The sequence below is a fragment of the Lelliottia jeotgali genome (assembly GCF_977070485.1).
Window position 1 is genome coordinate 60,142 of record NZ_CDRVFO010000022.1, and the last position, 14,186, is coordinate 74,327.

Below are 14,186 nucleotides of genomic sequence, written 5' to 3' on the forward strand. Positions count from 1 at the left end.
AGGGGCAAGTCAACCCGCCCCCAGCAAATCAGGTAGTCAAATCAAGCAGTTACAGCACTTCTACGATGGCTTTGGTGACCACGTGGATATTGCTCTGGTTGAGTGCGGCCACGGCGATGCGGCCGGTATCCAGTGCGTAGATGCCGAACTCGTTCTTCAGGCGTGCCACTTGCTCTACGGTCAGGCCCGAATAGGAGAACATGCCCGCTTGACGGCCGACGAAGCTGAAGTCGCGCTTGGCGCCGTATTGGGCCAGCAGTTCGACCATCTGCTTGCGCATGCCGTGGATGCGCTGGCGCATTTCACCCAGCTCCGCTTCCCACATCTGGCGCAGTTCGGCACTGTTGAGCACGGTGGCGACGATGGTTGCGCCGTGGGTTGGCGGGTTGGAGTAGGTGGTACGGATCACGCGTTTGACTTGCGACAGCACGCGGGTGCTTTCGTCTTTGTTGCCGGTAACGATCGACAGTGCGCCAACGCGCTCGCCGTACAGCGAGAACGACTTGGAGAACGAGCTGGAAACGAAGAAGTCCAGGCCCGACTCGGCGAACAGGCGCACGGCAAAGGCGTCTTCGCCGATGCCTTCGCCAAAGCCCTGGTAGGCCATGTCGAGGAACGGTACGTGGCCCTTGGCCTTGACCACTTCCAGAACGTTTTTCCAGTCGTCCAGGCCCAGGTCGACACCTGTCGGGTTGTGGCAGCAGGCGTGCAGGACGATGATCGAGCCAGGCGGCAGGTTGTTCAGGTCTTCGAGCATGCCGGCGCGGTTGACGTCGTTGCTCGGGGCGTCGTAGTAGCGGTAGTTCTGTACCGGGAAGCCGGCAGTTTCAAACAGGGCGCGGTGGTTTTCCCAGCTTGGGTCGCTGATGGCGACCACGGCATCGGGCGACAGGCGCTTGAGGAAGTCGGCGCCGATCTTCAGTGCACCGGTACCGCCAACTGCCTGCACGGTAACCACGCGGCCAGCGGCCAGCAGTGGCGACTCGGCGCCGAAGATCAGTTTCTGCACGGCCTGGTCGTAGGTGGCGATGCCGTCGATCGGCAGATAGCCGCGTGAGGCATGCTGGGCGGCACGCTGGGTTTCGGCTTCGATCACGGCGCGCAGCAGCGGAATGCGGCCTTCCTCATTGCAGTACACACCCACACCCAGGTTGACCTTGTCGGTACGGGGATCGGCGTTGAATGCTTCGTTGAGGCCCAGAATGGGGTCGCGGGGTGCCAGCTCGACAGCGGAAAACAGGCTCATTGTTACCTTGGCTCTGAATGGAGAGTGATAGGGCGTACACGCTCCAGCCGAATGCACTGAAGCGGTGCACAAACGGGGAGTCAGTATAGTGATACCGACCGGTCACTGCGACAGTGTGGCGCAGCTTTTCCGGCTATTTGCGCAAATTTTTTTCAACCATTGGTCGAATTGCCGGGTCCACCGCAGTGAGCGTTCACACCGCTGCCTTGAATGCGGCCCCAGGCGGGCGCATTTGGGTATAGACTACTGGCTAAATTTACAGTTGCTGCGTTACCGCGAGGTCCGACATGTCCGAGTTCCAGCTCGTCACCCGTTTTCAGCCGGCCGGCGATCAGCCCGAGGCCATCCGCCAGATGGTCGAGGGCATCGAGGCGGGCCTGTCGCACCAGACCCTGCTGGGTGTAACCGGTTCGGGCAAGACCTTCAGCATTGCCAACGTCATTGCGCAGGTGCAGCGCCCGACCCTGGTGCTGGCGCCCAACAAGACCCTCGCCGCGCAGTTGTATGGCGAGTTCAAGGCGTTCTTTCCGAACAACGCCGTCGAGTATTTCGTTTCCTATTACGACTATTACCAGCCTGAAGCCTACGTGCCTTCCTCGGACACCTTCATCGAGAAGGACGCTTCGATCAACGATCATATCGAGCAGATGCGCCTGTCTGCGACCAAGGCGCTGCTGGAGCGTCGCGATGCGATCATCGTCACCACGGTTTCGTGCATCTACGGCCTGGGTAGCCCCGAGACCTACCTGAAGATGGTCCTGCACGTCGATCGCGGCGACAAGCTTGACCAGCGCGCGTTGTTACGCCGCCTGGCCGATTTGCAGTACACGCGCAACGAGATGGACTTCGCCCGCGCCACCTTCCGCGTGCGTGGCGACGTCATCGATATCTTCCCGGCCGAATCGGACCTTGAAGCCATCCGCATCGAGCTGTTCGACGACGAGGTGGAGAACATCGCTGCGTTCGACCCGCTCACTGGGGAAGTCTTTCGCAAGTTGCCGCGCTTCACCTTCTACCCCAAGAGCCATTACGTCACCCCTCGGGAAACCCTGTTGGAGGCGGTGGAGGGGATCAAGGACGAACTCAAGGACCGCCTCGAGTACCTGCACAAGGCCAACAAGCTGGTCGAGGCTCAGCGCCTGGAGCAGCGTACCCGTTTCGACCTGGAGATGATTCTCGAGTTGGGTTACTGCAATGGCATCGAGAACTACTCGCGCTACCTGTCCGGACGCCCGGCGGGTGCACCGCCGCCCACCCTCTACGACTACCTGCCGGACGATGCGCTGCTGGTGATCGACGAATCCCACGTCAGCGTTCCGCAGGTCGGGGCAATGTACAAGGGCGACCGCTCGCGCAAGGAAACGCTGGTCGAGTACGGCTTTCGCCTGCCTTCGGCCCTGGACAACCGGCCAATGCGCTTCGATGAGTGGGAGTCTGTCAGCCCGCAGACCATCTTTGTCTCGGCAACGCCCGGGCCTTACGAGGCCGAGCACGCCGGGCGCGTGGTCGAGCAGGTGGTGCGTCCGACCGGGTTGGTCGACCCGCAGGTCGAGGTGCGTCCGGCGCTGACCCAGGTCGACGACCTGCTGTCGGAAATCCGCAAGCGCGTGGAGCAGGGCGAGCGGGTTCTGGCCACCACGTTGACCAAGCGCATGGCTGAGGATCTCTCCGACTACCTGGCCGATCACGATGTGCGGGTGCGCTACCTGCACTCGGACATCGACACCGTGGAACGGGTCGAAATCATCCGTGACCTGCGCCTGGGCACTTTTGATGTATTGGTGGGCATCAACCTGCTGCGCGAGGGCCTGGACATGCCCGAGGTGTCACTGGTGGCGATCCTGGACGCCGACAAGGAAGGGTTCCTGCGCTCTGAGCGCTCGCTCATCCAGACCATCGGGCGTGCCGCGCGTAACCTCAATGGCCGCGCGATTCTCTATGCCGATCAGATAACCGGCTCCATGCAGCGTGCCATCGATGAAACCGAGCGCCGCCGCGAGAAACAGATCGCCTTCAACCAAGCTAATGGCATCGTGCCCAAGGGGGTGGTCAAGGACATCACCGATATCATGGAAGGCGCCACCGTGCCGGGGTCGCGCAGCAAGAAGCGCAAGGGCATGGCCAAGGCCGCCGAGGAGAGCGCCCGTTACGAGGCCGAACTGCGCACGCCGGGCGAGATCACCAAGCGCATCAAGCAACTGGAAGAGAAAATGATGCAGTTTGCCCGCGACCTGGAATTCGAGGCGGCGGCGCAGTTGCGTGACGAGATTACCAAGCTGCGCGAGCGGTTGATTACCAGTTGAAGCCTGGTTCGGCCCTAGGGGGAAGGCGTGGTTCTTGGCGGTCTCCAGGCGTGCAATAGCCCAATAACCCACCTCCCGCGCTGGAGCGCGATGCCCGCACCCTGCTAACATCGTGCCTTTGTTTCATCTTTCGTTCGAGACCCTCCATGACCACCGTACGCACGCGTATCGCGCCATCGCCCACGGGCGACCCCCATGTCGGCACCGCCTACATCGCCCTGTTCAACTACTGCTTCGCCAAGCAGCATGGCGGTGAGTTCATCCTGCGCATCGAGGACACCGACCAGTTGCGCTCGACCCGCGAGTCGGAGCAGCAGATATTCGACGCCCTGCGCTGGCTTGGCATCGAATGGAACGAAGGCCCGGATGTGGGCGGCCCGCACGGCCCGTACCGGCAGAGCGAGCGCGGCGAGATCTACGCCCGGTACGCCAAGCAGCTGGTCGATGCCGGCCATGCGTTCTACTGCTTCTGCACCGCCGAAGAGCTGGAGCAGATGCGCGCCGAGCAGATGGCCCGTGGCGAAACCCCGCGCTACGATGGCCGCGCGTTGCTGCTGAGCGACGAGGAAGTGCAGCGCCGCCTGGCCGCTGGCGAGCCCCATGTGATCCGCATGAAGGTACCGAGCGAAGGTATCTGCGTGGTCCCGGACATGCTCCGTGGCGATGTCGAGATCCCATGGGACCGCATGGACATGCAGGTGCTGATGAAGAACGACGGCCTGCCGACCTACTTCCTGGCCAACGTGGTCGACGACCATCTGATGGGCATCACCCACGTATTGCGCGGTGAAGAGTGGCTGCCATCGGCACCCAAGCTGATCAAACTGTACGAATACTTCGGCTGGGAGCAGCCCAAGCTGTGCTACATGCCGCTGCTGCGCAACCCCGACAAGAGCAAGCTCTCCAAGCGCAAGAACCCGACCTCGGTGACCTTCTACGAGCGCATGGGCTTCATGCCTGAGGCCATGCTCAACTACCTCGGCCGCATGGGCTGGTCGATGCCGGACGAGCGCGAGAAGTTCTCCCTCGCCGAAATGGTCGAGCACTTCGACCTGTCGCGTATCTCTCTGGGCGGCCCGATCTTCGACATCGAGAAGCTGTCGTGGCTCAACGGCCAGTGGCTGCGCGAACTGCCGGTGGAAGAATTCGCTGCGCGCGTGCAGAAGTGGGCGTTCAACAGTGACTACATGATGAAAATCGCCCCGCACGTGCAGGGACGGGTCGAAACCTTCAGCCAGATCGCCCCGCTGGGTGGTTTCTTCTTCGAGGGCGCGCTCAAACTCGACGCCAAACTGTTCGAAAGCAAGAAACTCTCCGCCGACCAGGTGCGCCAGGTGATGCAGTTGATCCTGTGGAAACTGGAAAGCCTTCGCCAGTGGGAAAAAGAGCGTATCACCGGCTGCATCCAGGCAGTGGTCGAAGCGCTGGAGCTGAAGCTGCGTGACGCCATGCCGCTGATGTTCGCCGCCATCACCGGCCAGGCCAGCTCGGTGTCGGTGCTCGACGCCATGGAAATCCTCGGCCCTGACCTTACCCGCTATCGCCTGCGCCAAGCCCTGGACCTGCTCGGTGGTGTGTCGAAGAAAGAAAACAAAGAGTGGGAAAAGCAGCTGGCCAACATCGCCTGATGCGGCTTTGACGCGGGGCCATTGCCAGCGGGCTATGCCGCTGGCAATGGTTCAAGTGCTCAAAAGCAGAGTGCGCAAATCAGGGCAGGGTGGTAAGTGGTTGTTATCTGTGAAAAAACTTTTGAATAATTTCAAAATTTCGTTTGACAGCCCTGCAATCCGAACTTAATATGCGCCCCGTCCACAGCGATGAACGAAATGAAGTGCCGGGCACCAAGCCGGTGATTCAGTTCAGAGCGACATTGTGGGGCTATAGCTCAGCTGGGAGAGCGCCTGCATGGCATGCAGGAGGTCAGCGGTTCGATCCCGCTTAGCTCCACCAAATTCCGCTTAACAGCTTCGGCTGATAAGCAAGACCGGGTCCAGCAACCGGGTCTTGAAGGTAAGAAGGTTCGTCCCCTTCGTCTAGTGGCCTAGGACACCGCCCTTTCACGGCGGTAACAGGGGTTCGAGTCCCCTAGGGGACGCCAGTTTTGCACAAGCGATGTTTAAAACGTCGCTGGGCCGAGAGGCTAGAAATCCGGGGCTATAGCTCAGCTGGGAGAGCGCCTGCATGGCATGCAGGAGGTCAGCGGTTCGATCCCGCTTAGCTCCACCAATTTAGCCAGGGTTCGCAGTAGCGAATCTTCGCGAAGGTTACGTCCCCTTCGTCTAGTGGCCTAGGACACCGCCCTTTCACGGCGGTAACAGGGGTTCGAGTCCCCTAGGGGACGCCACTTTTACCCGCGTTTTGCGGGACTTAAAGAGGCTCATTCGCATATTGGATGAGCCTTTTGTTTTCGGGGCTATAGCTCAGCTGGGAGAGCGCCTGCATGGCATGCAGGAGGTCAGCGGTTCGATCCCGCTTAGCTCCACCAATTTAGCCAGGGTTCGCTCTTGCGGATCTTCGCGAAGGTTATGTCCCCTTCGTCTAGTGGCCTAGGACACCGCCCTTTCACGGCGGTAACAGGGGTTCGAGTCCCCTAGGGGACGCCATTTTTACCCGCGTTTTGCGGGACTTTAGAGGCTCATTCGATTATTGAATGGGCCTTTTGTTTTTTCCTCCCATCGAAATGTGCGCCGACAGGCGGTGCTCGATTCTGCTTGCCAAAAAATATTATGAGAATAATATTTCGATCATCATATTCTGATCGTGAGCCGGCCATGAGCGACAAGAAGACCAAAACCCGCGAGCGTATCCTTGAGGCTGCGCGAAGCGCGTTGATCCAGCACGGTCCCGCCGAGCCAAGCGTCAGCCAGGTCATGGGGGCTGCAGGGCTTACCGTTGGAGGCTTCTATGCGCACTTTGACAGCAAGGACGAGCTCATGCTGGAGGCATTTCGGCAATTGCTCAGCGAGCGCAGGGCCCTGCTGGCTCAAGTTGATCCTGGCCTGGACGGGGAAGGGCGGCGGGCACTGGTGAGCGCGTTCTACCTGTCGCGCAAGCACCGCGATGCCCAGGTGCATGCCTGTCCTCTGCCCAATTCGATCGGCGAGATGCAGCGCCTGCCAGATATTTTTCGCGAGGTATTGGCCGAGCACATCGAATTGATGACTGCGGCGATGGTTGACCGCCCTGAAGACGCCGACAAGGCTCTGGCTGATCTGGCCCTGATGATAGGTGGCCTGGCCCTGGCGCGTGCCCTGGGCACGGGTGAGCTGTCTGACCGCATCCTGCGTGCCGCCAAATCGGCGGTTATCTAAGCTTCTGACCCTGGAGCAAGGCGATGACTAGCCTGAGCTGGATTCGTGGCGTTAATGGCACCCTGGGGCGTCTGGCCCCAGAGCATGTAGCCGGCAAGATGCGCCGGGCCTTCATGACCCCGCGTAACCTGCCGCCAAGGCAGTGGGAGCTGCCATTGCTGGCGAGTGCCGAGCGTATCACTCTGCGCTTTGGGCTGTCGGCATTGCGTTGGGGGCAAGGCCCGACAGTGTTGCTGATGCACGGTTGGGAAGGGCGTGCGACCCAGTTTGCCGCGTTGATCGAAGCCTTGGTGAAGGCCGGGCACACCGTGGTCTCTCTGGAGGGGCCTGCCCATGGCTGTTCGCCTGGGCAGCAAGCGCACGTAGTGCTGTTTGCCCGTGCGCTGCTGGAGGCTGCCGCCGAACTGCCGCCGTTGCGTGCCGTGATAGGCCATTCCATGGGCGGTGCCAGTGTCTTGTTAGCACTGCAGATGGGGCTTCGGGCCGAGGCTGCGGTGAGTATTGCAGCCCCCGCCCAGCTGCTCGGTGTATTGCGAGGCTTCGCCCGTCACCTTGGCCTGCCGGCGCGAGCCAGGGCCGCGTTCATCCGTAAGGTCGAACAGGACGTCGGCATGCAGATCAACCGCCTGGATGTCAGTGGCTACCAGTTGGAGCTGCCAGGGCTGGTCGTGCATGCCGTCGATGATGGCTTGGTGCCCGCCAGTGAGGCCGAGATCATCCACAAGGCCTGGTTTGACAGCCGCCTGCTGCGGCTGGAGGAGGGTGGCCATCAGCGCGTGCTCGCCGACCCGCGCGTGAGCGAGGCGGTGCTCGAATTACTGTCGCGTGTCAGTGCGCCTGCCCGGCAAAGCGCTTGAACATCCGATACACTCTGCCCGTTCACTGACATTGGGAGCGGGCATGAGTTGGGACCTGGCAACGCCATTCATCATCGACCTGCGCGTCGGCGGCGAGGACATCGACGGCCTCGGGCACGCCAACAACGCGGTCTACGTCACGTGGCTGGAGCGTTGCGCCTGGCGCCACTCCCAGCGCCTGGGGCTTGACCTGGCCGAATACCGGCGCCTGGACCGGGCCATGGCGGTGGTGCGCCATGAAATCGACTATCTCGCTGCTGCGTACGAAGATGACGAGTTGCAACTGGCAACCTGGATCATCGACTGGGATCAGCGCCTGCGCATGACCCGCCGCTTCCAGCTCAAGCGCCCGCGTGACGGTGTGACGCTGCTGCGCGCGCAGACCACCTTTGCCTGTATCGAATTGTCCAGCGGCAAACCCAGGCGAATGCCGGCGGAGTTCATCGACGGGTATGGTCCGGCGCTGATCGGCGCCTGAATCCCCGGCATTTTTTGTTAGACTGCCGGCTTTTCCCGCCGAGACCTCGAAATGCAAATTGCCCTGGCCCCTATGGAGGGGCTGGTCGACAACATCCTGCGCGACGTTCTGACCCGAGTGGGCGGCATCGATTGGTGCGTCACCGAGTTCATCCGCGTGTGCGACCGCCTGTTGCCTGCTTCTTCCTTCGACAAGCTCGCGCCTGAACTGCGTCAGGGCGCGCGTACGGCTGCCGGTGTACCCATGCGTGTGCAGTTGCTGGGCTCGGACCCCGTCTGCCTGGCCGAAAACGCTGCGCTGGCCTGTGAGCTGGGGGCGCCGGTGATTGACCTTAATTTCGGTTGCCCGGCCAAGACCGTGAACAAGTCACGCGGCGGCGCAGTGCTGCTCAAGGAACCCGAACTGCTGCACGCCATCGTGCGTGAAGTGCGGCGCGCAGTGCCGGCGCACATCCCGGTCACCTCCAAGATGCGTCTTGGCTTCGACACTCCGGACGGTGCGCTCGATTGTGCTACCGCGCTGGCTGAGGGCGGCTCGGCGCACCTGGTGGTACATGCGCGCACCAAAGTCGAGGGCTATAAGCCGCCTGCACACTGGGAGTGGGTGGCGCGGGTTCAGGATGTGGTCAAGGTGCCGGTGTTCGCCAACGGTGAGATCTGGACCGTAGACGACTGGCGGCGTTGCCGCGAGGTGAGCGGCGCAGAGGACATCATGCTCGGGCGGGGGCTGGTGTCGCGGCCGGACCTGGCCTTGCAGATTGCGGCTGCGCGAGACGGGCGTGAGTACCAGCCGATGAGTTGGGAGGCGTTGTTGCCCCTGCTGCGCGAGTTCTGGCGCCAGGCCCAAGCCAAGCTGTCGCCGCGCTATGCACCGGGGCGGATGAAACAGTGGTTGGCGATGCTGACGCGTAGTTATCCCGAGGCGGTACTGCTGTTTGCCGAGCTGCGCAGGGAAGATGACTGTCAGCGGATCAGCCGGTTGCTGGGTGTTGAGGTGCAGGCATCCGAAGAGTGTGTCGCGTGATCAGTTCTGCCTGGGGCCGGTAAATTCACCACAATTTTTTTTGTTTTGCCCCTTGAAAGCTATTTCCTGAGCCCTATTTATTCAGTACGCGATGCCGAAGTCGGGTCGCGTAGTGACTTTACTTGCTGAATCTCAGGAGTTTATGACCATGACTACCGCTTTCTCTCTTGCACCTCTGTTCCGCCATTCCGTTGGCTTCGACCGTTTCAACGACCTGTTCGAGTCTGCGGCACGTAACGAGGCGGGTAGCAGCTACCCTCCCTACAACGTTGAAAAGCATGGTGATGACCACTATCGCATCGTAGTTGCCGCAGCCGGTTTCCAGGAGCAGGACCTCGACCTTCAGGTGGAGAAAGGCGTCCTGACCGTGATCGGTGGCAAGCGTGAAAACGGCGCCGCAGAAGTGACCTATCTGCACCAGGGCATCGCCCAGCGCGCGTTCAAGCTGTCGTTCCGCCTGGCGGACCATATCGAGGTCAAATCAGCAGGGCTCGCCAATGGGCTGCTCAGCATTGACCTGCTGCGCATTGTGCCGGAAGAAGCCAAGGCCAAGCGCATTCCGATCAATGGTGACAAGCCAGCACTCAACTGAGGCTGGCGGCGTTATCAGGGCTGCTACGCAGCCCATCTCCGGCAAGCCGGCTCCTACCTTGTGGGGGCCGGCTTGCCGGAGATGGGCCGCCTGGCGGCCCCAAATCCTTTTTTCGATGCTCAGAAATCGGCGGGGGCTTCCAGCAGCATCTGCCTGAACTCCGGTAGCGGCAGCGGCCGGCTGTGCAGGTAACCCTGGTACAGGTGGCACCCCAGCCTTTCCAGAAACTCCAGTTGCTCTGTCAGCTCCACGCCTTCGGCGATCACCGCCAGGTCAAGGCTGCGCGCCATGGCGACGATTGCCCGGACAATCTCGGCGTCGTTGGAATCCACTGGTGCGTCGCGCACGAAGGTCTGGTCGATCTTCAGTGCGTCCACCGGCAAGCGCTTGAGGTAGGTCAGCGAGGAATAGCCCGTACCAAAATCGTCCATGGCGAAGCTCACCCCATGGCGTTTGAGTTCGCGCATCTTGCTGATGGTGTCTTCCAGGTTCTGGATCACGATGCCTTCGGTAATCTCCAGCTTGAGCATGTGCCGTGGCAGGCGGTAGTCGTCCAGGCTGCGCAGCACCCGTTGGACGAAGTCGTTCTGGCGAAACTGCCGGGGGCTAATGTTCACGCACAGGCTGAAATCATCGGCATCGATCAACCCGTCTGTGAGCATGCGCGAGCAAGCGTCACAGGCTTCGTCGAGTATCCAGCTGCCAACTTCCAGGATCAGGCCGCTTTCCTCCAGCACCTGGATGAACTGAGCCGGCGGTTGCTGGCCCAATTGCGGGTGATGCCAGCGCAACAGTACCTCGGCCCCGACTATGCGGTTGTCGCGGGCATCCACCTGGGGCTGAAAGTGCAAGGCCAGTTCGCCCCGTGCCAGTGCCAGGCGCAGGTCGCTTTCCATGCGCAGGCGCTCGCTGGCTGCCTTCTGCATGGTGGTATGGAACAACTGGGTGGTGTTGCGCCCTGAGTCCTTGGCGCGGTACAGGGCGATGTCGGCGCGTTTGAGCAGGTCGGCGGGGGTGGTGCCGTGGTCGGGGATCAGTGCCACGCCGATGCTCGGGGTTACCTGTAGACGCTGGCCGTCCAGCGACATAGGTTCGGCCAGCAGTTCGCGCAGGGTATCGGCCAGCTCGCGAACCTTGTTTTCCACTGCCTCGCGGCTGCCCTCCAGGCCACTGAGCAGTACCACGAATTCGTCGCCACCCAGGCGTGCCACCGTATCTTCCAGGCGCACACTGGCTTCCAGGCGAGCGGTGATGATCTTCAGCACCGTGTCGCCCACCGGGTGGCCGAGGGAGTCGTTGATGTGCTTGAAATGGTCGAGGTCGAGGAACAGCAGGGCGCCGCGCAGGTTGTGCCGGCGCAGCAGGGCGATCTGTTGGCTCAGGCGGTCCATCAGCAAGGCGCGGTTGGGCAGGTTGGTCAGTGGGTCGTGGTAGGCCAGGTGGCGGATCTGCGCCTGGGCATTCTTCAGTTGGCTGACATCGCGGGCGGTGAGTAGCAGGCAATCGGTCTCGTTGAGGCTGATCGGCTCGACCGATACCTCCACGGTGAGGATGTCGCCACGCTTGGTGCGCCCTAGCATCTCCCGGTGGTGTACCCGGCCACGCTCCTTCAGCTCGACGAGCAAAGCGCTGCGCTGCTTGTCGTCGGCCCAGATACCCAGCTCGTAGACACTGTGGCCGATCACTTCGGCGGTGCTGTAGCCGGTCAGCCTGCAGAACCCATCGTTGACCTCCACATAGCGGCCGCTGTGGCGCTCAGTGATGGTGATCGCGTCCGGGCTGGAATGAAACGCCTTGGCGAACTTCTCCTCGCTGGACTTGAGCGCTGCTTCGGCCCGTTGCTGCTGGGTGATGTCGCGCAGGGTGGTGACGCTGCAGGGGTGGTTGTCGACGCTGATCAGCCGGCTTGAAATCACACAGGTCAGTGGTGAGCCGTTGCGGTGGTTGACCACCACTGCAACGTTGCTCAGGGCCTGTTCGCGGATAACCCGTTCGATGCGTTGCGCGCGTTCGATCGACTCGGCCCACAGGCCGATCTTTTCGGCGGTGCGGCCGATCACCTGTTCGGCGCTCCAGCCAAAGGTGTGGGTGAAGGCCGGGTTGATCTCGATGAACTGGCCGGTGTCCTGGCGGGTCACGCAGATCGGATCGGGGCTGACCTGGAACAGGCTGGCGAACTTCTCTTCCGATGCGCTCAGGCGCAGCTCGCGCTCGACCTGATCGGTGATGTCCAGAAGGGTGCCGGCCATGCGCAGCGGGTTACCCTGCTCGTCGCGGTACAGGCGTGCTCGGCTTTCGATGTAACGCGAAGCGCCGTTTTCCAGCTGCACGCGGTAGGTGATCTGGTAGTTGCCTTCTGGGCCTTCGCGCAGGCTGCGGTAGGCCTGGCGCATGCCATCGCGTTCGTCCTGGGGCACGCCTTCGAAAAATGCGTCGAACGATTCGTGAAAGGGTATCGGGTCCAGTCCGTGCAGTTGCGCGGCACGGGCCGAGCCATAGAGCATGCCGCTGGGGATGTGCCAATCCCAGGTGCCCAGTTGCGCCGAGTCCAGGGCCAGATCAAGGCGTTCCTGGCTATCCTTGAGCGCTTGCTCGGCACGTTTGCGCTCGGACGTGTCGACGAAGGTGCTGAGCAGGAACGTCACGCCTTCCAGTTCGATGCCCTGGGTGCACAGAATGCCGTCGTGGATTTTGCCGCTGCTGGCACGCAACTGCACCTCCATGATGGTCGGGCCGCTGCTGGAGCGAGTCGAATCCAGTACCTGGTGACGCTGTTCGGGGGTTACCCAGAGGCCAAGTTCCAAGCTGGTCTTGCCGATCACCTGTTCGCCAGGCCAGCCGAACATGTCTTCGAAATGCTGGTTGACTTCGAAAATCATGCCGTCTTGGCGGCGGGTGAGCAGAATCGCGTTAGGGCTGAGGTGAAACAGGGTGGCAAAGCGTTTTTCCGAGTTGATCAGTGCGGTTTCCCGTTCGCGCTGGCGGGTTATCTCGCGGATTATCCCGATCATCTGTGGCCGGCCTTGGCGGTCGTGGGTCAGGCTGCCGTTGATTTCCAGCCAGTGCAGGCTGCCGTCCGGCCAGCGGATGCGATGGCGCATGGCTTTTTCGGCCGGCTCACCATTGACCACTGCCTGGAACAGTTGGCGCGTGCGCGCGCGATCTTCTTCCGGCAGCAGGTCGAGGTAATCGATATCGTTGGGCAAGGGGCGCTGCGGATCGAAGCCGAACAGTGCCTGGGTGCCGCGCGACCAGCTGACTCTGCCACTGTCGATGTCCCATAGCCAGGCGCCCAGGCGTGCACCATTGAGCGCAGCCAGCAGTTGCGGGGCGTTCTGCCAGGCCTGTTCCGACTCCTGAGGATTGGCCGCAGGGATGCGCGGCAGGCGCGGAAAGCGTTTTGCTGATTTGGGCATGGGTACCAGACCTTTGGCGTTTGACGCGTCCCTGGGTTGGAAGTGCAGGCCTGACGACCGGTCAGGCGGCCCCTGCGTGACTGTCGAGCAGGGCCATGAAGGCCCTTGCGGCGTTCGATAGCGTTCGCTCGGTATGCAATATGTAGCCTAGCTGGCGTGACAGCTGTATGCCGGGTAAAGCGATGGGTGCAACCTGATCGTCGAGCATGGTGCGCGGGAGCACGCTCCAGGCCAGGCCGATCGAGACCATCATCTTGATGGTTTCCAGGTAGTTGGTGCTCATGGCGATGTTCGGGGCCAGGCCCTGGCTTTCGAACAGGCGCTGGACGATGTGGTGGGTGAAGGTATTGCCACCGGGGAATACCGCCGGATGGCGGGCAACGTCAGCCAGGCTGACCTGGGTATTGCTGGCCAGCGGGTGCTCGGGGGCGGCGACGAAATCCAGTGCGTCGTCCCAGACGGGGATGGCCTTGATCAGGTGATGGGGCTCTGGCGCCAGGGTGATGACCGCTATCTCGGCGCGCCCGTGCAGAACCTCGTCATAGGCCGCTTCTGAATCGAGGAACTGGATATCCAGCGCAGCGGCCGGGTGCTGGCGGGTGAATGCCCGCAGCAGCGGGGGCAAGCGGTGCAGGCCAATGTGATGGCTGGTGGCGAGGGTCAGGCGACCACTCACCTGCCCGGTCAGGTTGGTCAGCGCACGTCGGGTATCATCGAGGACGTTGAGGATCTGATAGGCGCGCGGCAGCAGGGCGCGGCCGGCTTCGGTCAAGGTCACCTCGCGGCCCAAACGATCGAACAGGCGCACGTCCAGCTGTTGCTCCAGCCCGGCAATGCGCTTGCTGATGGCCGGCTGGGTCAGGTGCAGGCGTTCGCCGGCCCCGGAGAAGCTGCCGGTCTCGGCAATGGCAATGAAGGCGCTGAGGTTGGCCAGGTCCATTGTTCGAATTCCTGATGGTT

Annotated in this window: 10 protein-coding genes and 6 tRNA genes; 13 read left to right on the plus strand and 3 right to left on the minus strand. The window is 62.0% G+C overall.

Going from position 1 to position 14,186, the window contains the following annotated elements; all coding sequences use genetic code 11:
• Nucleotides 1–49: 49 nt before the first annotated feature.
• Nucleotides 50–1,240 (minus strand): amino acid aminotransferase, encoded by a 1,191-nt coding sequence (locus tag ACW4TB_RS24480; protein ID WP_455843099.1) that lies wholly within the window; start codon nt 1,238–1,240, stop codon nt 50–52.
• Nucleotides 1,241–1,533: 293 nt separating this feature from the next.
• Here ACW4TB_RS24480 and uvrB point away from each other — a divergent pair, with 293 nt between their 5' ends.
• The 13 genes from uvrB to ACW4TB_RS24545 all read left to right on the plus strand — a co-directional run bounded on the left by uvrB (nt 1,534) and on the right by ACW4TB_RS24545 (nt 9,810).
• The gene (gene uvrB, locus ACW4TB_RS24485) at nt 1,534–3,549 is read left to right on the plus strand and encodes an excinuclease ABC subunit UvrB (RefSeq protein WP_254467372.1); all 2,016 of its coding nucleotides are present in this window, start codon (nt 1,534–1,536) and stop codon (nt 3,547–3,549) included.
• A 146-nt stretch (nt 3,550–3,695) separates the two neighbouring features.
• On the plus strand, nt 3,696–5,177 hold the full coding sequence (gene gltX / locus ACW4TB_RS24490) for a glutamate--tRNA ligase (RefSeq protein WP_279930368.1): 1,482 nt from the start codon (nt 3,696–3,698) through the stop codon (nt 5,175–5,177).
• A 246-nt stretch (nt 5,178–5,423) separates the two neighbouring features.
• Nucleotides 5,424–5,499, plus strand: a tRNA-Ala gene (locus ACW4TB_RS24495).
• A 72-nt stretch (nt 5,500–5,571) separates the two neighbouring features.
• Nucleotides 5,572–5,647 (plus strand) — tRNA-Glu (locus tag ACW4TB_RS24500).
• Nucleotides 5,648–5,699: 52 nt separating this feature from the next.
• Nucleotides 5,700–5,775: transfer RNA gene (locus tag ACW4TB_RS24505), tRNA-Ala, on the plus strand.
• A gap of 42 nt (nt 5,776–5,817) precedes the next feature.
• A tRNA-Glu gene (locus ACW4TB_RS24510) sits at nt 5,818–5,893 on the plus strand.
• Between the two features lie 65 nt (nt 5,894–5,958).
• Nucleotides 5,959–6,034 (plus strand) — tRNA-Ala (locus ACW4TB_RS24515).
• 42 nt (nt 6,035–6,076) lie between these two features.
• A tRNA-Glu gene (locus tag ACW4TB_RS24520) sits at nt 6,077–6,152 on the plus strand.
• Between the two features lie 168 nt (nt 6,153–6,320).
• Complete coding sequence (locus ACW4TB_RS24525) at nt 6,321–6,860, plus strand: TetR/AcrR family transcriptional regulator (RefSeq protein ID WP_012313449.1); 540 nt, start codon at nt 6,321–6,323, stop codon at nt 6,858–6,860.
• Between the two features lie 23 nt (nt 6,861–6,883).
• Nucleotides 6,884–7,717: an alpha/beta fold hydrolase gene (locus ACW4TB_RS24530; protein ID WP_012313450.1), complete on the plus strand. Its 834-nt coding sequence runs from the start codon at nt 6,884–6,886 to the stop codon at nt 7,715–7,717.
• 43 nt (nt 7,718–7,760) lie between these two features.
• A complete protein-coding gene (locus ACW4TB_RS24535) occupies nt 7,761–8,195 on the plus strand; it encodes an acyl-CoA thioesterase (protein WP_012313451.1) in 435 nt (144 codons plus the stop codon).
• Nucleotides 8,196–8,246: 51 nt separating this feature from the next.
• Complete coding sequence (locus tag ACW4TB_RS24540) at nt 8,247–9,218, plus strand: tRNA dihydrouridine synthase (RefSeq protein ID WP_279930375.1); 972 nt, start codon at nt 8,247–8,249, stop codon at nt 9,216–9,218.
• 148 nt (nt 9,219–9,366) lie between these two features.
• Complete coding sequence (locus ACW4TB_RS24545) at nt 9,367–9,810, plus strand: Hsp20 family protein (protein WP_012313453.1); 444 nt, start codon at nt 9,367–9,369, stop codon at nt 9,808–9,810.
• Nucleotides 9,811–9,929: 119 nt separating this feature from the next.
• Here the strand turns inward: ACW4TB_RS24545 and ACW4TB_RS24550 are convergent, their stop codons facing one another.
• Both ACW4TB_RS24550 and ACW4TB_RS24555 read right to left on the minus strand, forming a co-directional pair.
• Nucleotides 9,930–13,226, minus strand: a complete 3,297-nt coding sequence (locus ACW4TB_RS24550) for a PAS domain S-box protein (protein WP_012313454.1) — start codon at nt 13,224–13,226, stop codon at nt 9,930–9,932.
• Nucleotides 13,227–13,287: 61 nt separating this feature from the next.
• Entirely contained in the window at nt 13,288–14,166 is an 879-nt protein-coding gene (locus tag ACW4TB_RS24555; protein ID WP_279930380.1) for a LysR family transcriptional regulator, read from the minus strand.
• Between the last annotated feature and the right edge of the window lie 20 nt (nt 14,167–14,186).

Excerpts from the sequence above, each read along its gene's own strand:
- uvrB (WP_254467372.1), top strand. The coding sequence starts at position 1,534 with ATGTCCGAGTTCCAGCTCGTCACCCGTTTTCAGCCGGCCGGCGATCAG.
- gltX (WP_279930368.1), top strand. The coding sequence starts at position 3,696 with ATGACCACCGTACGCACGCGTATCGCGCCATCGCCCACGGGCGACCCC.
- ACW4TB_RS24525 (WP_012313449.1), top strand. The coding sequence starts at position 6,321 with ATGAGCGACAAGAAGACCAAAACCCGCGAGCGTATCCTTGAGGCTGCG.
- ACW4TB_RS24530 (WP_012313450.1), top strand. The coding sequence starts at position 6,884 with ATGACTAGCCTGAGCTGGATTCGTGGCGTTAATGGCACCCTGGGGCGT.
- ACW4TB_RS24535 (WP_012313451.1), top strand. The coding sequence starts at position 7,761 with ATGAGTTGGGACCTGGCAACGCCATTCATCATCGACCTGCGCGTCGGC.
- ACW4TB_RS24540 (WP_279930375.1), top strand. The coding sequence starts at position 8,247 with ATGCAAATTGCCCTGGCCCCTATGGAGGGGCTGGTCGACAACATCCTG.
- ACW4TB_RS24545 (WP_012313453.1), top strand. The coding sequence starts at position 9,367 with ATGACTACCGCTTTCTCTCTTGCACCTCTGTTCCGCCATTCCGTTGGC.
- ACW4TB_RS24550 (WP_012313454.1), bottom strand. The coding sequence starts at position 13,226 with ATGCCCAAATCAGCAAAACGCTTTCCGCGCCTGCCGCGCATCCCTGCG.
- ACW4TB_RS24555 (WP_279930380.1), bottom strand. The coding sequence starts at position 14,166 with ATGGACCTGGCCAACCTCAGCGCCTTCATTGCCATTGCCGAGACCGGC.